Origin of the sequence: Pseudomonas japonica (genome assembly GCF_900188455.1) — a bacterium.
Classification (GTDB): domain Bacteria; phylum Pseudomonadota; class Gammaproteobacteria; order Pseudomonadales; family Pseudomonadaceae; genus Aquipseudomonas; species Aquipseudomonas japonica.
This window is the reverse complement of sequence record NZ_FZOL01000009.1, coordinates 147,893-166,126: the sequence shown is the minus strand read 5'-3', so window position 1 is coordinate 166,126 and position 18,234 is coordinate 147,893. Positions and strand designations below refer to the sequence as shown.

The 18,234-nt window shown below is 64.6% G+C and carries 19 protein-coding genes; 6 read left to right on the top strand and 13 right to left on the bottom strand.

The window, feature by feature from the left end; genetic code table 11:
• Positions 1–3: 3 nt before the first annotated feature.
• The 4 genes from CHB99_RS13450 to CHB99_RS13435 all read right to left on the bottom strand — a co-directional run bounded on the left by CHB99_RS13450 (position 4) and on the right by CHB99_RS13435 (position 2,516).
• The gene (locus tag CHB99_RS13450) at positions 4–564 is read right to left on the bottom strand and encodes a DUF2589 domain-containing protein (protein ID WP_428977843.1); all 561 of its coding nucleotides are present in this window, start codon (positions 562–564) and stop codon (positions 4–6) included.
• Between the two features lie 69 nt (positions 565–633).
• The gene (locus tag CHB99_RS13445; protein ID WP_042125513.1) at positions 634–1,296 is read right to left on the bottom strand and encodes a DUF2589 domain-containing protein; all 663 of its coding nucleotides are present in this window, start codon (positions 1,294–1,296) and stop codon (positions 634–636) included.
• Positions 1,297–1,373: 77 nt separating this feature from the next.
• Positions 1,374–1,754, bottom strand: a complete 381-nt coding sequence (locus CHB99_RS13440; protein ID WP_042125512.1) for a Mor transcription activator family protein — start codon at positions 1,752–1,754, stop codon at positions 1,374–1,376.
• A gap of 303 nt (positions 1,755–2,057) precedes the next feature.
• Positions 2,058–2,516 (bottom strand): hypothetical protein, encoded by a 459-nt coding sequence (locus CHB99_RS13435; protein WP_042125510.1) that lies wholly within the window; start codon positions 2,514–2,516, stop codon positions 2,058–2,060.
• Between the two features lie 162 nt (positions 2,517–2,678).
• Here CHB99_RS13435 and CHB99_RS13430 point away from each other — a divergent pair, with 162 nt between their 5' ends.
• Positions 2,679–2,867: a hypothetical protein gene (locus CHB99_RS13430; RefSeq protein ID WP_042125508.1), complete on the top strand. Its 189-nt coding sequence runs from the start codon at positions 2,679–2,681 to the stop codon at positions 2,865–2,867.
• A 42-nt stretch (positions 2,868–2,909) separates the two neighbouring features.
• On the opposite strand, the gene CHB99_RS13425 is transcribed toward CHB99_RS13430, so the two are convergent.
• Positions 2,910–3,302, bottom strand: coding sequence for a fe2+ zn2+ uptake regulation protein (locus CHB99_RS13425; RefSeq protein WP_042125505.1), 393 nt, complete (start codon positions 3,300–3,302; stop codon positions 2,910–2,912).
• 212 nt (positions 3,303–3,514) lie between these two features.
• Here CHB99_RS13425 and pvdQ point away from each other — a divergent pair, with 212 nt between their 5' ends.
• Positions 3,515–5,857 carry a bifunctional acylase PvdQ gene (pvdQ, locus tag CHB99_RS13420; protein WP_084702746.1) on the top strand — a complete coding sequence of 781 codons (2,343 nt, stop codon included), beginning with the start codon at positions 3,515–3,517 and terminating at the stop codon, positions 5,855–5,857.
• Here pvdQ and trhP read toward each other — a convergent pair.
• On the bottom strand, positions 5,854–7,173 hold the full coding sequence (gene trhP / locus CHB99_RS13415) for a prephenate-dependent tRNA uridine(34) hydroxylase TrhP (protein ID WP_042125502.1): 1,320 nt from the start codon (positions 7,171–7,173) through the stop codon (positions 5,854–5,856). The two genes, pvdQ and trhP, sit on opposite strands and share 4 nt — an antisense overlap.
• Positions 7,174–7,294: 121 nt before the next feature.
• Here trhP and CHB99_RS13410 point away from each other — a divergent pair, with 121 nt between their 5' ends.
• On the top strand, positions 7,295–8,359 hold the full coding sequence (locus CHB99_RS13410; protein ID WP_042125501.1) for an AI-2E family transporter: 1,065 nt from the start codon (positions 7,295–7,297) through the stop codon (positions 8,357–8,359).
• A gap of 173 nt (positions 8,360–8,532) precedes the next feature.
• Here the strand turns inward: CHB99_RS13410 and CHB99_RS13405 are convergent, their stop codons facing one another.
• Entirely contained in the window at positions 8,533–10,596 is a 2,064-nt protein-coding gene (locus CHB99_RS13405; RefSeq protein ID WP_084702744.1) for a TonB-dependent receptor family protein, read from the bottom strand.
• Between the two features lie 229 nt (positions 10,597–10,825).
• Here CHB99_RS13405 and CHB99_RS13400 point away from each other — a divergent pair, with 229 nt between their 5' ends.
• Both CHB99_RS13400 and CHB99_RS13395 read left to right on the top strand, forming a co-directional pair.
• On the top strand, positions 10,826–11,086 hold the full coding sequence (locus tag CHB99_RS13400) for a helix-turn-helix domain-containing protein (RefSeq protein WP_042125499.1): 261 nt from the start codon (positions 10,826–10,828) through the stop codon (positions 11,084–11,086).
• Entirely contained in the window at positions 11,086–11,457 is a 372-nt protein-coding gene (locus CHB99_RS13395) for a putative holin (RefSeq protein WP_428977842.1), read from the top strand. The genes CHB99_RS13400 and CHB99_RS13395 overlap by 1 nt, the downstream gene beginning before the upstream one ends.
• A 6-nt stretch (positions 11,458–11,463) precedes the next feature.
• On the opposite strand, the gene CHB99_RS13390 is transcribed toward CHB99_RS13395, so the two are convergent.
• Positions 11,464–11,874, bottom strand: a complete 411-nt coding sequence (locus tag CHB99_RS13390; RefSeq protein ID WP_042125497.1) for a helix-turn-helix domain-containing protein — start codon at positions 11,872–11,874, stop codon at positions 11,464–11,466.
• 258 nt (positions 11,875–12,132) lie between these two features.
• Between CHB99_RS13390 and CHB99_RS13385 the strand changes: the two genes are divergently transcribed.
• Entirely contained in the window at positions 12,133–12,396 is a 264-nt protein-coding gene (locus tag CHB99_RS13385; RefSeq protein ID WP_042125494.1) for an Ogr/Delta-like zinc finger protein, read from the top strand.
• A gap of 118 nt (positions 12,397–12,514) precedes the next feature.
• On the opposite strand, the gene nuoN is transcribed toward CHB99_RS13385, so the two are convergent.
• The 5 genes from nuoN to nuoJ are packed head-to-tail and all read right to left on the bottom strand — an operon-like array spanning position 12,515 to position 18,227.
• Positions 12,515–13,984, bottom strand: coding sequence for an NADH-quinone oxidoreductase subunit NuoN (gene nuoN, locus CHB99_RS13380; protein ID WP_042125492.1), 1,470 nt, complete (start codon positions 13,982–13,984; stop codon positions 12,515–12,517).
• A gap of 7 nt (positions 13,985–13,991) precedes the next feature.
• Positions 13,992–15,524 carry an NADH-quinone oxidoreductase subunit M gene (gene nuoM / locus CHB99_RS13375; protein WP_042125491.1) on the bottom strand — a complete coding sequence of 511 codons (1,533 nt, stop codon included), beginning with the start codon at positions 15,522–15,524 and terminating at the stop codon, positions 13,992–13,994.
• A gap of 39 nt (positions 15,525–15,563) precedes the next feature.
• Positions 15,564–17,417 carry an NADH-quinone oxidoreductase subunit L gene (nuoL, locus tag CHB99_RS13370; RefSeq protein WP_042125489.1) on the bottom strand — a complete coding sequence of 618 codons (1,854 nt, stop codon included), beginning with the start codon at positions 17,415–17,417 and terminating at the stop codon, positions 15,564–15,566.
• Entirely contained in the window at positions 17,414–17,722 is a 309-nt protein-coding gene (nuoK, locus tag CHB99_RS13365) for an NADH-quinone oxidoreductase subunit NuoK (RefSeq protein WP_042125487.1), read from the bottom strand. The genes nuoL and nuoK overlap by 4 nt, the downstream gene beginning before the upstream one ends.
• A 4-nt stretch (positions 17,723–17,726) precedes the next feature.
• Positions 17,727–18,227, bottom strand: coding sequence for an NADH-quinone oxidoreductase subunit J (gene nuoJ, locus CHB99_RS13360; protein ID WP_042125485.1), 501 nt, complete (start codon positions 18,225–18,227; stop codon positions 17,727–17,729).
• Positions 18,228–18,234: the final 7 nt, after the last annotated feature.

Sequence of the window (18,234 nt, the reverse complement as noted above, 5' to 3'; positions counted from 1 at the left end):
GGGTCAGCGTACGGTCGCCGCCTCGACGAATTCGTCGTCGGCGGGCGGCGGATCGGGCTGGCGCACGGGCGAGATCAGATGGGTGTATTCCTCGATCAGCCGGTTCAGGGCTTCCGGCGGCTCGCAGGCCTGGAACTGCATGCGGATCTGCACTTCGTCCGGGTCGCGGGCGTCACCCTGGCGGCGGGTCTGCTGGCCGACCTTGACGAAGAAGCGCTGGTGCCCGGCCTCGGCGCACTGGCCGGTGGCGGGGCGGGTGTTCTGGATCTTCACCGAGAGGTCGACCTGCATGCGTTCCAGGGCCAGACCGCGTGGCGCGACCAGAGCGATCAGCGGGATCTTCAGGGTATGCCGGTCGTCCATCGTCACTTCGACCATCTTCGCCTTCATCGGCGCCCCCAGCGCCTGGCTGTCGTAATCGAAGAATTGGTCGAACAGCTTGATGTACTGCTGGGCGATCAGGCCGGTGGTGGCGGAGGCGGCTTCCTGCAGGCCGCGGGTGATGTCGCACAGATCACTGGTGGCAATCGGTTCCTTGGAGGGCGTCTGGTCCACGGGCGGCATTCCTTATCGAGGTGACAGGTGCCCCGCCCGGGGCGGGCGGGGCGGTGGGGCGTTCAGGTGCGGCGGGGGTCAGGCGGGGGCCTGCTGCTTGTCTTGCGGCTTGCCCTGGCCTTCCGGGCCCTTGAGCGCGTTGTCGGTGGGCGGCGCGTCCAGGTTCTGCGCCTTGCTGTCGGGCAGGGTGAGCGGCTTGGTCGCGGCCTCGGTGAGGTAGTCGATCACCCGCATCAGCGCCTCCGGTGGCGCCTGGCGGGAGACGCGGGTGTGGATGGCATAGCGCGCACGGGTGTCGGTCTTGCGCGTCTGCGCCGACTTGTGGCTGACCTGGCCGCGCACATCGACCTTGAACGGACCCCAGCCAAGGGACGCGCCGAACTCCGCGGAACCGGCGGTTTCCTTGGTGTCTTCGGCTTGCTGGCTGATGGTCAGTTCGAAATCGATGGTGCCTTCCTCGATCACGATGTTCGGGTGGGCGATGGCCGCCAGCAGCGGGACCTGCATCTTGCGCGACACAGTGCCTTTGTAGACACCCTGTTCGTCGACGATGGATTCGTCGTAGTCGAACTGGATGGAGACGGCCTTGCCGTCCCTGATGCAGACGCCCAGGAGGAAGTCCGCGTAGCTTTTGCTCGCCGTCACCTGGGCCTGGATCATCGCCTGCAGGGGGCCGGAGATCATCCGGTCAAGTGGCAGGGCGTTGATGACCGAGCCGATGAGGCTGTTGTCGATGGACATTCAAGAATTCCTTCTCTCGATATGCGCGGGATTGCGCGGGTTGCAGCGGGCGGCTTGTGCCGCCCGTCACTGATGGTTCAGCGCGAGTGCGCCTCCTGGCGGCGGATGTTGCCGATCTGGCGCAGGCTCAGGCCGTACTTGTTGGCCAGGACGCTGCGCGACAGACCGTTGGAACTTTCCTCCTGGATCTGCTGGTTGCGCAACTGGCGGTTGAAGTGATCGCACTTGGGAATTTCCAGGGCCATGCCGGCATAGCGCTTGATCAATGCTTCCAGCGCATCCGGCGGGAGGATTTCCGCCAGCGAGGTGCGTTCGCGATGTTTGGGAATGTATTTGGGGCGACCGCCGTAGATGTGGGTCAGACGGTACGCATGTTCGATGCCGATACAGTCGATGAGCATCTGCAGCGATTGCGGAAGTTGCTCTATGTCGATTCGCTTCAGGTCGCAGGATTGCATGATGACTTCCTTGTTTTCTTGCGTGAGCAGTGGGGGGCTGTCTTTGGGCCACACAAGGCCTGAGCATCCGTGCCGGGCAAGAAGCGGGTGAGCACCGAGCCGGCCAAGTGGCGTGAGATCGATTCTCGACCAGGCGTACTGCTGTCGCTAGGTGACAAGCAGGTCAGGTGCGGTAGCCCAGAAGTCAAAGCACTGTAAGTTTCATGGTCGCTGACGGTAGGCAGGACCCCCTGTCTTGGCCAGCAGCCCTTGTGTTCTCGAGATCCCTCACAAGAGGACTGCATCTGCTTCGCCAAGGTTGACTCAAGGGCAAGGTTTGCTGACCAGCAGGCTGACCTGGCCCATCCAGGACGTTGGTGAGCCACTGACCCGTTCCGGCAGGGTGCGCCAGTCGACCCAGAGGCACAGGGCGGTCAGTGGCTTGCCGTTGTCGCTGCCCAGTACCAGTGGCTGGAAATCGCGCCGATAGCGGGCACGGGTGCCACTCTCGGCCCGGGCGGACTGGGGCTTGTCCAGGGTGGCCAGGGTCAGCTGGGCGATCTGTTGCTGGCCGAGGGTGAAGTGCGCGACGTTGCCGGGGCTGAGGTGGCCGGCACTGCGACTGCGCTGCCAGAGCTGCTGCCACTGGCTGCTGCCAGCGCTCTGCGCCAGGGTGCTGGCCAGGGCCAGGAGATCGGGTTCAGTCAGGCTTTCGGTGCTGAGCGCGTGGGCGTGAAGACTGGTGGACAGCGCGAGGCTGCCGAGCAGGGTGCGGATGGGCATGGGAGGGTCGACTCGCAGGAGGGGCGTAGGCCCGGAGTCCCGGATGTTTTCAGTTGTCGACCGAGGAAAAAACCGGGAAAGCATGCTCCGGCAGCGGTAGCGATGTATCATGGCGCCCGGCCATTCACCGGCCGTCACCACAGCTGTCGCAAGGATTTCTCAATGACTCAACGGCAACGCCTGAAATATTCCATCCTGATGACCCTGGTCCTGCTGGCCGCCATGCTGGGCCTGTCCTGGCTGGTGAAGCAGGGCGTGCTCACCGAGCAGATGTTCCAGTACATCGCCATGGGGCTGGCGGTGGTGTTCGTGGTCATCAATGGCATTCTGCGCCGCAAGGTCAAACCCTGATCGCGGGCGAAGCAGGGCGGCCGGCGCTTGCCGGCCGGTCGCTCAACGTGCCAGGGGCTGTTCCAGGACCGCGCGGGCCTGGGGGTTGAGGCTGTAGCACTTGTCGCTGCCCATGCTGATCACGCCTTCGACGCACAGGCGCTTGAGCACCTCGCGCACGCTCAGGAACGACAGCGGGATATCCAGTTTTTCCAGTTGGCTGTGAATGCCGCGCACGCCGATGCTGCGACCCTCGCGATCGGCCATGTGCAAGGCGTCGATGACCTTGAGGCGGATCAGGCTGGTGCGCAGGCCGAAGACCCGCAGCAGTTCGCGGATCTGCTCGTTGCCGCCGCGTTCCTCGGTCTCCGCGATCTCGCTCTTGACCTGCAATGCGGTGTTCACCTTGCGTCTGTAGCGCAGTACCTGCGCGGGTTGCTGTTGCGGGTTGTACATGGGTAAAACTCCCTTTTCAGAGCCGATCTGTCCTGCGTTCAAATGACGCTCCCAATCTATAAGACGAATGAAAGCGACAAATCTGCAACGTTCGCGGAAAAAAATTCCGCGTTCCTTGATGTAACGAAGCAGCAGCGCCTTTACCGTAAATTTTTCATCTGGACTTCGTTCTTTCAGGATGCCCCCAACATCCTGATCCGGCCGGAGTTCGCGTGATCATCAATCCTCCCTTCTCCAGACTCTGCCTGGCCGTGCTGCTCGCCGGCCTCGGCCTTGCCGCCCAGGCCCGGGAAAACCCGGGTGAAACTTCCGCCGAGATCCGTCGCACGACGTTCGGCGTGCCCCATATCCTCGCCAGCGACGACCGCGGTATCGGCTATGGCATCGGCTATGCCTACGGCCAGGACAACCTGTGCCTGCTGGCCAATGAAGTGCTCACGGTCAATGGCCAGCGCTCGCGTTACCTCGGCCCCGAACAGCGCACCCTGGAACAGCGGGAAAACCTCGCCAGCGACCTGTTCTTCACCTGGTTGAACACGCCGCAGGCGGTGTCGGCGTTCTGGCAGGCGCAGCCGGCGCCGATCCAGGCATCGCTGGAAGGCTATGCCCAGGGCTTCAACCGCGCCCTGGCCGAGCGCCGCGGGCAGGGCCTGCCCGCCGAGTGCCGGCAGGCCGAATGGCTGCGGCCGATCACCGCCTTCGATCTGGTCAAGCTGACGCGGCGGTTGCTGGTGGAGGGGGGCGTCGGCCAGTTCGCCGAAGCCGTGGTGGGCGCCACGCCGCCCAATGTCGCCGCGCAGCACGGCACGCAGGATTTCCGTGTCGCCCTGGAGCGCCAGCAGCGTTTCGCCCTGGAGCGCGGCAGCAATGCCGTGGCACTGGGACGCGAGCGCTCGGCCACGGGCCGCGGCATGCTGCTGGCCAATCCACATTTCCCGTGGAGCGGTGGCATGCGTTTCTACCAGATGCACCTGACCATTCCCGGCCAATTGGATGTGATGGGCGCGGCTTTGCCTGGGCTGCCGCTGATCAACATCGGCTTCAACCGTCATCTGGCCTGGACCCACACGGTGGATGCCTCGCGGCATTTCACCCTGCATCGCCTGCAACTGGATCCGCGGGATCCGACCCGCTACCTGTTCGACGGCCAGTCGCTGCCGCTGCAGCGGCAGCAGGTGACGGTCACGGTCAAGGGCGAGGACGGGCAACTGCGCGAAGTCAGTCGCGAGCTGTACAGCAGCCGTTTCGGTCCGCTGGTGCAGTGGCCGGGGCGCCTGGACTGGACGCCGCAGGTCGCCTTCAGCCTGCGTGACGCCAACCTCGACAACACCCGCGTCCTGCAGCAGTGGCATGCGCTCAACCAGGCCGACAGCCTGGCCGCATTGCAGGCTTCGGTGCAGCGGCTGCAGGGGATCCCCTGGGTCAACACCCTGGCCACCGACGCCAGCGGCCAGACCCTGTATCTGAACCAGTCGGTGGTGCCCTATGTCGATGCCGACCTGCTGGGTCGCTGCAGCGATCCCAAGGCCGGGCAGGAACTGATCGTCCTCGACGGCTCGCGCGGCGAATGCGACTGGAAGGTCGATCCGCGCGCCGCGCAGCCGGGGATCTTCCCGGCGCAGATGCAGCCGCAATTGAGTCGCGCGGACTTCGTCCAGCATTCCAACGACACGGCCTGGCTGGTCAATCCGGCGCAGCCGCTGAGCGGGTTCTCCCCGGTGATCAGCCGTGACCATCTGCCCCTCGGTCCGCGCACCCGGTTCGCCCTGACCCGTCTGGAACAGCCCGGCAAGCTCGACGCCGAGGACCTGAAACGCATGGTCACGGACGACCGGGTCTACCTCGCTGACGTGTTGCTGCCGGATCTGCTCAAGTGGTGCGCCGGGACCGGCGCCGATGCCACGCTCAAGGATGTCTGCACCGCGCTGGCCAGCTGGGATGGCCGCGCCAACCTCGACAGCGGCCTGGGCCTGGTGCACTTCCAGTCCATCGTCGAGGCCTTGCGCGAGAAGGGCGATTTCTGGCGAGTGGCGTTCAACCCGGACGATCCCTGGTACACCCCGCGCGGGCTGGCCTATGAGCGTGCCGAGGTGGCGACCGCACTGGGCGACGCGGTGCGCGCTTCCGCGGCCGCGGCCAGTGCCGCCGGGCTCGACGGCCAGCGCCAGTGGGGCCAGATCCAGCAGGCCGCCGATGGCACGCCGATCCCTGGTGGTCCGGCCGATCTCGGGGTGTACAACGCCATCCAGAGTGTCGAGGTGGCGCCGGGCAAACGCCTGGTGGTGAGCGGCACCAGTTACCTGCAACTGGTGACCTTCGATGACCAGGGGCCCAAGGCCCAGGGCCTGCTGGTGTTCTCCCAGTCCAGCGAGGCCGCTTCGCCCCATGGCAGCGACCAGACCCGCGCCTTCTCGGCCAAGCAGTGGTACCCGACGCCGTTCACCGAGGCGCAGATCAAGGCCGATCCGCAATACCGCTCGCTGGTGATCCGCGCGCGCGACGAAGCCGGCATGGCCGCCCAGGGCCAAACCGCGCCGGCCGCGCCGCGGGGTTAGGCGCTGACGTCGCGCATCAGCAGGCCATAGGCCAGGTCTGCCTGCTCCGGTACCGGCAGGTAGACCACATGGCCGTCACCGGGGGCGACCTGCAACGGCTTGCCCTGACGGTCACGCAGTTGCTCCAGGTCGAAATGGAAATTGCCGCCCGGCGTCATCAGTTCCAGGTGGTCGCCGACCGCGAAGCGGTTCTTCACCTGGACTTCCGCCAGCCCGTCGACCCGCGCCCCGGTCAGTTCACCGACAAACTGCTGGCGCTCCGACACCGAGTTGCCGCGCTGGTAGTTCTGGTACTCGTCATGCACATGGCGGCGCAGGAAGCCTTCGGTGTAGCCACGCTGGGCCAGGGATTCGAGATCGAGCATCAGCCCCCGGTCGAACGCGCGACCGGCCACGGCGTCGTCGATGGCCTGGCGGTAGACCTGGGTGGTGCGCGCGCAGTAGAAGTGCGACTTGGTGCGCCCCTCGATCTTCAGCGAATGCACGCCCATGCGGGTCAGGCGCTCGACGTGCTGCACCGCGCGCAGGTCCTTGGCGTTCATGATGTAGGTGCCGTGTTCGTCCTCGAAGGCCGGCATGTCCTCGTCCGGACGGTTGCTTTCCTGGAGCAGGAAGACCTGCTCGGTCGGGGCGCCGAGGCCGAGGGTCGGCTCGACCTGGCGGACGATATCGCCGGTCTCGTTCTCGGTCGCCTCGCTGGCGCTGTATTTCCAGCGGCAGGCATTGGTGCAACTGCCCTGGTTGGCGTCACGCCGGTTGAGGTAGCCGGACAGCAGGCAGCGCCCGGAATAGGCCATGCACAGGGCGCCGTGGACGAAGACTTCCAGCTCCATTTCCGGCACCTGCTGGTGGATCTCCTCGATCTCCTCCAGGGACAGTTCCCGTGACAGGATCACCCGGGTCAGGCCGAGGCTCTGCCAGAACGCCACGCTGGCCCAGTTCACCGTATTGGCTTGCACCGAGAGGTGGATCGGCATCCGCGGGAAGTGCTGGCGGACCAGCATGATCAGCCCCGGATCGGACATGATCAGCGCGTCCGGGGCCATGGCGATCACCGGTTCGAGGTCCTTGAGGAAGGTCTTCAGCTTGGCGTTGTGCGGGGCGATGTTGACCACCACGTAGAAGCGTTTGCCCTGGGCCTGCGCCTCCTTGATGCCGAGGGCCAGGTTGGCGTGGTCGAACTCGTTGTTGCGCACCCGCAGGCTGTAGCGCGGCTGGCCGGCGTAGACCGCGTCGGCGCCATAGGCGAAGGCGTAGCGCATGTTCTTCAGGGTGCCGGCGGGGGCGAGCAGTTCGGGCTTGGTCAGGTCGGTCATGATCGGGTCGGGGCAAAAGGCGAGGATGCTACGCCGCCGCCGCGAGCGATTTATTGATCTGTGGCAATGGCACTTTCTTCGTTGCGCCGCGCACTAAAGGTCAGAGTGCTAAGGAGCGGACATGAACGAAACGGCATTGCAGAAAAAGACCCTGGTCGGCTTGCTGGTCCTGGTGACCCTGGCGTTCATCTGGATCCTCCTGCCGTACTACGGCGCGGTGTTCTGGGCGGTGATCCTCGGCATTCTCTTCGCGCCGATGCAGCGGCGCCTGCTGCTGCGTCTGGGCCAGCGGCGCAATCTGGCGGCCGGCCTGAGCCTGCTGGCCTGCCTGCTGATCGCGGTGCTGCCGGTGATCGTCGTCAGTGGGCTGCTGGTCCAGGAAGGCAGCCTGATCTACAAGCGCATCGAAAGCGGTGAGCTGGATGTCGCGGGGTATGTCGAGCGCTTCAAGGATGTGCTGCCGGCAGTGCTCCAGCACGGTCTGGAGCGCATGGGCATCGGTGACCTGGAGGGGCTGCGCGACAAGGTGACCAAGGGCGCGGTGGAGGGCAGCCAGTTTCTTGCCAGCCAGGCCTACAGCTTCGGCCAGAGCACCTTCGAGCTGCTGGTGAGTCTCGGCGTGATGCTCTACCTGCTGTTCTTCTTTCTGCGCGATGGCGCCGAACTGGTCCGCAGGATCCGCCAGGCGGTACCGCTGGCCGAGCAGCAGAAGCGCCGGCTGCAATTGAAGTTCAACCGCGTGGTACGCGCGACGGTCAAGGGCAACCTGCTGGTGGCGATCGCCCAGGGGGCGCTGGGCGGCCTGATCTTCTGGGTGCTGGATGTGCCGAGCGCACTGTTGTGGGCGGTACTGATGGCGTTCCTGTCGCTGCTGCCGGCGGTGGGCGCGGGCATCGTCTGGGGGCCAGTGGCGGTGTACTTCCTGTTCAGCGGCGCGGTGTGGCAGGGCGTGGTCCTGACGGCGTTCGGCGTCTGCGTGATCGGCCTGGTGGACAACCTGCTGCGGCCGTTGCTGGTGGGCAAGGACACGCGCCTGCCGGATTATCTGATTCTGGTCTCGACCCTGGGCGGGCTGGCGGTGTTCGGGCTCAATGGTTTCGTCATCGGGCCGTTGATCGCGGCGTTGTTCGTCTCCAGCTGGGGGATTTTCACCAGCACGCGGCCGCAGGTGCAGTTGCCGCCTTGATTCGACGGTACAGGCCTCGTAGGAGCGTGGCTTGTCGGGGCGCCGAACCGCCGCGAAAGGACCGCAACGCGGTCCCAAAAGGGTGGCGGCCATGAGATCGTGGGACCGCTGTGCGGTCCTTTCGCGGGCAAGCCACGCTCCTACAGGCAGGCCAGCCCCTGCGAACGTGATCTTCAGCGGAAGGTATACGAAACCCCCGCATACACCCCGAACCCTTCCCCCGGCACCGAGCGCGCGACATCCGCGCCATTGTCGTTGTACCCCGGCACGACGATGGCCGCATAACGCTTGTTGGTCAGGTTGCGCAGGTCGAGCCAGGTCTGCCAGTCCTGCTTCGGCGCGTTGTAGCCGAAGGTGGCGCCGAGGATGGCGTAGGCGTCGGCCTCGTAGCTGTTCGCATAGTCGATCTGCATCTTCGAGGCCATGGTGGTATTGAGCCCGGCATAGAAACCGCTGGGCAGGTCGAAGCGCAGCTCGCCCTGGTAGTAGTGCATCGGGATGCCCGGCAGGCGGTTGTCGCCGAACACCTTGTCGTCGCGGTAGTGGAAGTCGTTGAAGGTGTAGGCCTGGCGCAGCGACAGGCGACCGACGGCGGCGCGTTCCCACAGGGTGCTGTCGAGCCCGGCCTCGATGCCCTGGTGCACGGTCGGGCTGGCGTTGACCTCGCTGCGGAATGGCGCCTGGATCTCCACCTGCAGCAGTTCGTGACGCACGGCCGAGTAGTACCAGGCCAGGTCCCAGCGGCCGAGCTCGGAGTCGCCGCGGGCACCCAGTTCGAGGGTGGTGGCGCTCTGGTTCTTCAGTTCGATCGGCTGGGTCTGGGTCGGCGCGCTCCAGATCAGTGACCACGGGTGCGGCGGCTCCACCGAGCGGCTGAGGTTGCCGTACAGCTGCAGCGCCGGGCTGAGGTCGTAGCGCAGGCCCAGGCGTGGCGCGTAGTCCCAGTCGTTGAGGCTGACCTTGCCGCCGGAGGCCGGGTAGGTCACGGCGCTTTCCCGGCGGGTATAGATCGCCGCCAGGCCGCTGGTCAGCCACAGGTCCGGAACCAGTTCCAGTTCGTTGCCGATATGCAGGACGGTGTCCGAACCCTGGTAGGTGAAGTCGCGGGTTTTCGCCCTGACGATATCGTTCACCCGCGAATACTGCGACGCACCGCTGTTGGGCAGGTGCTTGGTGGTACGCCAGCCGACGGTGGTCTTGCTCTCGTGACCGAACAGGGTGTGGCGGCGTTGGTAATCGAGCGTGCCACTGACGTCGGTGTAGGCCACCTTCAGACGCATCGGGCCTTCGCGCAGATCCATCGGATAGTCGTGATAGACCAGTCCGGCCACCAGTTGCGAATCGTCGTCGAGGTAGAAGGTGGTCTTGTTCGCCAGCCAGGTGCTGCCGGGCTGCGGGCGGCTGTCGTTGCGGCTGTAGTAACCGGGATTGGCCGCCCGTGGGTGATGCTCGATCTGGTCCTTGGTCAGACGTCCCGCCAGGTCGTTGTCGGTCTCCCGGTAGCGCAGGTAGAAGCGGGTTTCCAGGTTCGGGTTGAAGCGGTAGCCGACATTCGCCGCGACACCTTTGCCGCTGCCGCTGCTGTGCTTCTGATAGCCGTCGTACTCGCTGTCGGTCAGCGCCACGTAGTAGTCCAGGTCACCCAGCACCTGGCCGGAGCTGATATGGCGCTTCTGGTAGCCGCGGCTGCCGACTTCGTAGCGCAGTTGCAGGGGCGCGGCATCATGGCCGGTGTGCGTCACGTAGTCGATCGCGCCGCCCAGGGCCAGGGCGCCGCGATCGAAGCCATTGGCCCCGCGCAGCACCTCGGCGCGGCTCAGCCACAGCGGTTCGAACAGTTCGTAGGGCGTGCCGCCCGGGCCGGTCAGCGGCAGGCCGTCGAACATCACGTAGGTGCCCGAACCGTGGGCGCCCGGGGCGCGGTTGATGCCGGAACCACGAATCGACAGGCGAACACCATCGTTGCCGGCGGACTGGGCGAATACACCCGGCTGATAGGCCAGTACATCCTGGTTGCTGGCGACCCGGCCCTGCCCGACGCGCTGCATATCCACCAGGTTGCTGGCCCCGGGTACTTCCCGCAGGCGCTCCCGGGCTGCCTGCAGGTCGTCCTGCTGTTGCCCCTGGATCAACACCTGGTTGAGTTCGACGGTATCCGCGGCCTGGGCGCTGCTGGCGCCGGTCAGGGCCAGGCCAAGCAGGCACAGGGAAGAGTGCAGGGACAGCGGTGACGGCATCGTACAGCTCCAACTGATTTTTCTGGCGGGCAATGTGGAGTCAGACGAACGAAAGGGCTGTGAAATCACCCTTTTCTTCCGTTGTTGATGGAGGACTTTATTCCCCTGATTTGTAGCCTCATTAGCCACAAGTTGTACGACTGGTCTGACTCGCGATGGCCTCCGTATCGTTCGCCCATCGTCAACCGGCCCGGGAATTCTCCGGGCAGCGCATACGGAGATAACCACCATGCCACGCAACGCCACCGCAGCCGCGCCGCTGCTCGTCATGGACCCGCCGACCCTGACGCCTCGTGAAGAAGAGGTGCTGTATTGGTGTTCCTGTGGAAAGACCTCGTGGGAAATATCGCAGATCATCGCCTGCAAGGAGTCGACCGTGAACTTTCATGTCGGCAACGTGCTGCGCAAGCTTTCCGTGCATTCCCGGGTGGAGGCAGTGATCAAGGCGCTTCGCTATGGCCTGCTGGCCCGTCGAATCGGGCGGTCCTGATGCCGGGGGGCTGTTCCATGCATGATCCAACGTCTTCGACCCTTTCCAGCCTTTTCGTCGGGCTCGGGCTTGCCGCGGCGCTCCCTTCGGTGGAGGGCGACGTGCTATTCGGTTCGGTGCTGGGGGCGTGGCTGGTGGCCAGTACGCGAGGCTTTCTCAAGGCCTGGCAACGCATCGGTTCGCTACTGCTGTCGGCGGGTGTCGGCTATCTGTTCACGCCGTTGATGCGTTCGATCGGTCCGTTTCTCTCGGGAGGAGAGGCGGCGTTCATCGGTGCGGTGGTGGTCATCCCGATCGTCATCAAGGTGATGATCTGGCTGGATGGCGCGTCCCTGCGGGATATCGTCCAGCGCTTGCGCAGCGGATCCTGAGTCGACTCACTTATTGAGTTGCGGCAGCAGGCTGGAGATCGCTTCGACCTGCTGTTCGAGCTCGCGAATGCGCTGCTTTTCCTGGACGACGAGGGCAATGGCGCGTTGATCCTGGGGGCTGAGCAGGCGCACCTGGGCGAGCAGTTGCGCTTCCCAGTCGGGGTCGCTTGCCGGAGAGAGCGCGCGCTGGGCATGGGCGCGAAACTTCGGACCCTCGCCCACCAGCAGCCAGTCCAGGGAGACGCCGTGCTTCTCCGCGAGGTCTACGCATATTGCATAAGGAATGCTGTCGCGACCTTTCCAGCTGCTGACTGTCTGAGGACTTACACCCAATGCCGATGACAGGCTGGAGTCGGTGGCCGACTGGGTGACGAGCTTCATCCTGGCAAGCACCGCAGCAAATCCATTAATACTCATAACGAGTAATCCTCTGGGGTGCTGATATAATGTTCGGCAAAAAAGTATGCAAATCGCATTGTCTCTCTTTGCAACATCGAGCACTACTCGTATGGGGAAATTAAATGTCGGCAATTTCCGTGTTTTGTATAGGAAATTTCCGTTGCTTGTATCGAGCTTACAGGAGATTGGAATAAGAATGAATTACCGTCATAGCAGCACTGTGCGCTGTTTCCGAGTCGAACTGGCGCCGGTTCATGCGGCACCAGGGAGGCCACAGTGAGTACTTACAAGCTTGTATGCCCGCACTGCAAAAGCCGCATGCGCATACGTACCAGCGAGGGGCGGCACATCTTTCTGCGGGTGGCTTATCTGCAATGCACCACGGAGGCCTGCGGCTGGTCGGTGCGGGCCGAGTTCGAGATGACTCACGAACTGTCCCCCAGCGGTATGCCCAATCCGGACGTGCATCTGCCGCGTGCCGACAATGAATTGCGGCGGGCCGCATTGCCCTCGGTGCAGGAGGGGCTTGCGCTCGGGTAGTGCTGGGAGCGGTCAGAGGGACGCTGATCCGGCGAGCGCTGGAGACCAGGGAGGGCGCGCCAATGCGCTGGAAAAAAAACACCCCGCCGAAGCGGGGTGTCTGTTTTTCCGGGGTGGCTCAGCCGATCAGTTGCAGACCGGCATGTTGCACCATGTCCAGCAGCGGCTGCGGGTAGACGCCGAGGACGAAGGCCAGGATGGCGATGGCCAGCAGCATGACGCCGCCGGTGCGCTGTTCCCAGTTGAACGGTGCATCGTGACGACGCAGGTTCGGCTCGATCAGGTACAGGGTGACCATGACGCGCAGGTAGTAGAACACGCCGATGGCGCTACCCACGACCAGCGCACCGGTCAGCCACCACAACTGCGACTCGACACCCGTGGCGATGATGTAGAACTTGCCGATGAAGCCGGCGGTCAGCGGGATACCCGCCAGCGACAGCATCATCACGGTCAGCACCGCGGTCAGGTACGGACGGCGCCAGAACAGGCCGCGGTACTCGTACAGGGCGTCGGCATCGCGACCGTTGTACGGCGAGGACATCAGGGTGATCACACCGAAGGCGCCCAGGCTGGTGATCACGTAGGTGACCAGGTACACGCCGATGGCTTCCAGGGCCAGACCCTTGCTCGCCACCAGGGCGATCAGCAGGTAGCCGAAGTGGGCGATCGACGAGTAACCGAGCAGACGCTTGAGGTTGCTCTGGGTCAGCGCCAGCAGGTTGCCGACCAGGATCGAGGCGACGGCGATCACCGACAGCACGGTGGTCAGCACGCCACTGCTGGCGGCAGGGGAGAGCATGAACAGGCGCACGACGACGGCGAACACCGCCACCTTGCTCGCGGTGGCGAGGAAGGCCGCGACCGGTGCCGGAGCACCTTCGTAGACGTCCGGCGTCCACAGGTGGAACGGTACCAGCGACAGCTTGAACGCCAGGCCGACCAGCATCATGCCCAGGCCCAGCTGGGCCATCAGGCTAGGCATGCTGGTCGTGGCCAGGGCCTTGCCGATGGCGTCGAAGGCCAGGCTGCCGGCGTCGGCGTAGAGCAGGGCCATGCCGAACAGCAGGAACGCGGAACCGGCGGCCGACAGGACCATGTACTTGATGCCGGCTTCCAGCGAGCGCTTGTTGAAGAAGGCATAGGCGACCAGGCCGTAGACCGGCACCGAGAGCAGTTCCAGACCGATGAACAGGCCCGCCAGGTGCTGTGCGCAGACCAGGACCAGACCGCCGAGGGCGGCCATCAGGATCAGCAGGTACAGCTCTTCGCGGTTGCCCGGGTAGCCCGAGCCGCCATCACCCAGGTAGGCATGGGCGAGGGTGACGCAGGCCAGGGTGGCGACCAGGATCAGCGCCATGTACAGGCAGGCGAACTTGTCGATGGTCAGCAGCGGGGTGACCGCCAGGGGCACGATTTTCAGGACCGGCAGGATCGACAGCAGGGCCAGGTTGAGGCCCACGGTCGACAGCAGGAAGGTTTGCGAGTGGTTGCGGCGCCAGGCGATCGCCAGCATCACCACGATGACGGTGATGGTGGTGATCAGCAGCGGCGCAAGCGCGATAAAGTGTTGAATCGTCAGGTCCATAGCGCTCTTACCGGGCCGAAGCGAGTTGAGTGAAAGCGGAGCCGAGCCACTGCTGCACACCGCTCATGGTGGCGGCGGAAGTGTCGAGGAACGGCTGCGGGTAGACGCCCAGAACGATCAGCAGGACCGCGAGGCCCAGCACCATGATCATTTCGCGGGTATCCATGCCGGCCAGGACTTCTTCCGATTTCGCCGGGCCGAAGTAGGCGCGGTGAATCATGATCAGCGAGTAGACCGAACCGAATACCAGGCCGGAGGTGGCAATGACGGTGACCCATGGGGCACTGACGAAGCTGCCGATCAGGATCAGGAATTCGCCGACGAAGTTGCCGGTGCCCGGCAGGCCGAGGGACGCCGCGGCGAAGAACAGGCTGATGGCCGGCAGGTAGGCGATGCGGTGCCACAGGCCACCCATCTGGCGCATGTCACGGGTGTGCAGGCGCTCGTACAGCTGGCCGCTGAGGATGAAGAGCGCCGCTGCCGACAGACCGTGGGCGAGCATCTGGATCACCGCGCCTTGCAGGGCCTGCTGGCTGCCGGAGTAGATGCCGATCAGGACGAAGCCCATGTGCGACACGCTGGAGAACGCGATCAGGCGCTTGATGTCGCTCTGTGCGAAGGCCAGGAAGGCACCGTAGAAGATCCCGATCAGGCCCAGGGTCATGGCGATCGGCGCGAACTCCGCCGACGCGTTGGGGAACAGCGGCAGGGCGAAGCGCAGCAGGCCGTAGGCCGCGGTCTTCAGCAGGATACCGGCGAGGTCGACGGAACCGGCGGTCGGCGCCTGGGCGTGAGCGTCAGGCAGCCAGGAGTGGAACGGCACCACCGGCAGCTTGACCGCGAAGGCGATGAAGAAGCCGAGCATCAGCAGGTATTCGGTACCGGCCGGCAGTTCGGCCTTCAGCAACTGGGTGTAGTCGAAGGTGATCACACCGGTGTTGTTGAAGTTGACCAGCACCAGACCGAGGATCGCCACCAGCATGATCAGGCCGCTGGCCTGGGTGAAGATGAAGAACTTGGTCGCCGCGTAGATCCGGGTCTTCTTGCCGTCGGAGGAGCTGTGACCCCAGAGCGCGATGAGGAAATACATCGGCACCAGCATCATTTCCCAGAAGAAGAAGAACAGGAACAGGTCGAGGGCGAGGAACACACCAACCACGCCGCCGAGGATCCACATCAGGTTGAGGTGGAAGAAGCCGACGTGGCGCTGGATCTCTTTCCACGAGCAGAGCACGGACAGCACACCGAGCAGGCCGGTGAGCAGGATCATCAGCAGCGACAGGCCGTCGAGGGCCAGGTGCAGGCTGATGCCGAAGCGCTCGATCCAGAGGACCTTGAACTCGACCGCCCACTGCGGCGCGGCGCCAGGAGCGGGGGCGAGGGTGTAGTCACCGTGTGCCCACAGCCAGAGGCCGATACCGAGCAGCAGGGACATGGTCAGCAGCGCGATCCAGCGCGGCAGGGTGGCGCCGAAGCGCTCACCCAGCCAGCACAGCAGGCCGCCGATGAAGGGGATCAGGATCAGCCAAGGCAAAATCATGACGGGCTCAATTCCTTTCGCAAAGTCGCAAGGTTCATATCAGACCGCAGCCATCAAAACGGCGCCGAGCACGAGCACGGCACCCACGGCGATCGAAGCGGTGTACCAGCGCAGCTGACCGGTTTCGGTCTTGCTCATGGCGGCGTGTCCGCCACGGGCCATGCGCGGAATCAGGCCAATGGTGCGGTCGACCGGGTCGCGACGCAGGATGTGGCTGATCAGCAGGTAAGGCTTGACGAACAGCTTGTCGTAGATCCAGTCGAAGCCCCAGGCGGCGAACCACCAGGCCGAGAGGAGGCGACCGATGCCGCTGTTGGCCACCGCGGTGACGAAACGACGCTTGCCGAGGAACAGCACCGCCGACAGCAGGATACCGGCGATGGCGATGGCGCCCGAGGCGATTTCCAGGCTGTGCTTGGCTTCGCCGCCGGCATGACCCGCGCTTTCCGGCAGTACGCCAGCCAGCGGTGGGTGGATCCAGGCGCCGACGAAGGTCGACAGGACGATCAGCACGCCCAGCGGCAGCCAGTGGGAGATACCGTGGCCAGCATGGGCTTCGGTCTTGGCTTCGCCGTGGAAGGCGATGAAGATCAGGCGGAAGGTGTACAGCGAGGTCATGAAGGCACCGACCAGGCCGGCGTAGAGCAGACCGGTATTGCCGCTGGCGAAGGCTTCCCAGAGGATCTCGTCCTTGGAGTAGAAACCGACGGTGATCAGCGGCAGCGCGGCCAGGGCCGAACCACCCACCACGAAGCTGGCGTAGGCCAGCGGCAGTTTCTTCCACAGGCCGCCCATCTTGAAGATGTTCTGCTCGTGGTGGCAGGCGACGATCACCGCACCGGAGGCAAGGAACAGCAGGGCCTTGAAGAAGGCGTGGGTCATCAGGTGGAAGATCGCCGCGTCCCAGGCACCGACGCCGAGGGCGAGGAACATGTAGCCGATCTGGCTCATGGTCGAGTAGGCGAGGATACGCTTGATGTCGGTCTGCACCAGGGCGGCGAAGCCGGCCAGGACCAGGGTGACACCACCGACCACGCCGACCAGGTGCAGCACGTCCGGGGCCAGGGTGAACAGGCCGTGGGTCCGGGCGATCAGGTAGACGCCCGCGGTGACCATGGTCGCCGCGTGGATCAGTGCCGAAACCGGGGTAGGACCGGCCATCGCGTCGGCCAGCCAGGTCTGCAGCGGCAGCTGGGCGGATTTACCGACCGCGCCACCGAGCAGCATCAGGGTCGCCAGGACCATCCAGGTATCGCCCGCCTGGAACTTCTGCGGGGCCAGCACCAGCAGTTCCTGGATGTTCAGGGTGCCGAGCTGCTGGAACAGGATGAACAGGCCGATGGCCATGAACACGTCGCCGATACGGGTGACGATGAACGCTTTCAGTGCCGCGTTACCGTTGTTGCGGTTGCTGTAGTAGAAACCGATCAACAGGTACGAGCACAGGCCCACGCCTTCCCAACCGAAGTAGATGAACAGCAGGTTGTCGCCCAGGATCAGGAACAACATGCTGGCGATGAACAGGTTGGTGTAGGAGAAGAAGCGCGAGTAGCCGGCTTCGCCACGCATGTACCAGGAGGCGAACAGGTGGATCAGGAAGCCGACGCCGACCACCACACCGAGCATGGTGACCGACAGGCCATCCAGGTGCAGGGTGAAGCTGGGGGCGAAGCCGTCGACCGACATCCACTGCCACAGCAGTTGGGTGTACACGCCGTTTTCCGGCGGCGCGACGTTGAACTGCCAGATCACCCAGGCAGCGACGATGGCCGACAGACCGACCGAGCCGACACCGATCAGCGCCGACAGGTTCTCCGAGAAACGACCGCGGGAGAACGACAGCAGCAGGAAGCCGATCAGGGGGAATACGAAAGTCAGGAAGAGAAGGTTCATCCGCGCATCTCACTGGCTGCATCGATATCGAGAGTGTGGAAGCGGCGATACAGCTGCAGCAGGATCGCCAGGCCGATACTGGCCTCGGCGGCTGCCAGGCTGATCACCAGGATGAACATGATCTGCCCATCCGGCTGCGCCCAGCGGGCGCCAGCGACGATGAACGCGAGTGCCGAGGCGTTCATCATGATTTCCAGACTCATCAGCACGAAGAGAATGTTGCGGCGGACCATCAGGCCGACCAGACCGAGGCAGAACAGGATGCCGGCGACGGCCAGACCGTGTTCGAGAGGAATTGCGGGCATGTGATTACTCCTTCGCCTCGTTGCGGCCGACGTGGAAGGCCGTGACTGCCGCGGCGAGCAGCAGCATGGAGGCCAGTTCGACTACCAGCAGGTACGGACCGAACAGGCTGATACCGACCGCCTTGGCGTCTACGGTGGTGTGGCCGATGGCCGCGCCGCTCGGGGTGACGAACAGTACGTAGAGCAGTTCGAGCAGGAGCAGGGCGGCGAGGAACACCGGTCCCGCCCAGATGCCCGGGGTCAGCCAGCCACGTTCCTGGGCGACCGAGGCCGGCCCCAGGTTGAGCATCATCACCACGAAGACGAACAGCACCATGATGGCGCCGGCGTAGGCGATCACTTCCAGGGCCCCGGCGAAGGGTGCGCCGAGGGCGAAGAAGGTCATCGCCACGGAGATCAGGGAAATGATCAGGTAGAGCAGGGCGTGCACGGGGTTGGTGTTGGTGATCACCCGAAGGGTGGACACCACAGCGACACCGGATGCGAAATAGAAAGCGAATTCCATCTTTCTT

Excerpts from the sequence above, each read along its gene's own strand:
- nuoJ (WP_042125485.1), bottom strand. The coding sequence starts at position 18,227 with ATGGAATTCGCTTTCTATTTCGCATCCGGTGTCGCTGTGGTGTCCACC.
- CHB99_RS13440 (WP_042125512.1), bottom strand. The coding sequence starts at position 1,754 with ATGCAATCCTGCGACCTGAAGCGAATCGACATAGAGCAACTTCCGCAA.
- CHB99_RS13395 (WP_428977842.1), top strand. The coding sequence starts at position 11,086 with ATGCCGGGGGGCTGTTCCATGCATGATCCAACGTCTTCGACCCTTTCC.
- trhP (WP_042125502.1), bottom strand. The coding sequence starts at position 7,173 with ATGACCGACCTGACCAAGCCCGAACTGCTCGCCCCCGCCGGCACCCTG.
- CHB99_RS13435 (WP_042125510.1), bottom strand. The coding sequence starts at position 2,516 with ATGCCCATCCGCACCCTGCTCGGCAGCCTCGCGCTGTCCACCAGTCTT.
- nuoN (WP_042125492.1), bottom strand. The coding sequence starts at position 13,984 with ATGGACCTGACGATTCAACACTTTATCGCGCTTGCGCCGCTGCTGATC.
- CHB99_RS13450 (WP_428977843.1), bottom strand. The coding sequence starts at position 564 with ATGCCGCCCGTGGACCAGACGCCCTCCAAGGAACCGATTGCCACCAGT.
- CHB99_RS13425 (WP_042125505.1), bottom strand. The coding sequence starts at position 3,302 with ATGTACAACCCGCAACAGCAACCCGCGCAGGTACTGCGCTACAGACGC.
- CHB99_RS13430 (WP_042125508.1), top strand. The coding sequence starts at position 2,679 with ATGACTCAACGGCAACGCCTGAAATATTCCATCCTGATGACCCTGGTC.
- CHB99_RS13405 (WP_084702744.1), bottom strand. The coding sequence starts at position 10,596 with ATGCCGTCACCGCTGTCCCTGCACTCTTCCCTGTGCCTGCTTGGCCTG.
- CHB99_RS13410 (WP_042125501.1), top strand. The coding sequence starts at position 7,295 with ATGAACGAAACGGCATTGCAGAAAAAGACCCTGGTCGGCTTGCTGGTC.
- CHB99_RS13400 (WP_042125499.1), top strand. The coding sequence starts at position 10,826 with ATGCCACGCAACGCCACCGCAGCCGCGCCGCTGCTCGTCATGGACCCG.
- nuoM (WP_042125491.1), bottom strand. The coding sequence starts at position 15,524 with ATGATTTTGCCTTGGCTGATCCTGATCCCCTTCATCGGCGGCCTGCTG.
- CHB99_RS13445 (WP_042125513.1), bottom strand. The coding sequence starts at position 1,296 with ATGTCCATCGACAACAGCCTCATCGGCTCGGTCATCAACGCCCTGCCA.
- nuoL (WP_042125489.1), bottom strand. The coding sequence starts at position 17,417 with ATGAACCTTCTCTTCCTGACTTTCGTATTCCCCCTGATCGGCTTCCTG.
- nuoK (WP_042125487.1), bottom strand. The coding sequence starts at position 17,722 with ATGCCCGCAATTCCTCTCGAACACGGTCTGGCCGTCGCCGGCATCCTG.
- CHB99_RS13390 (WP_042125497.1), bottom strand. The coding sequence starts at position 11,874 with ATGAGTATTAATGGATTTGCTGCGGTGCTTGCCAGGATGAAGCTCGTC.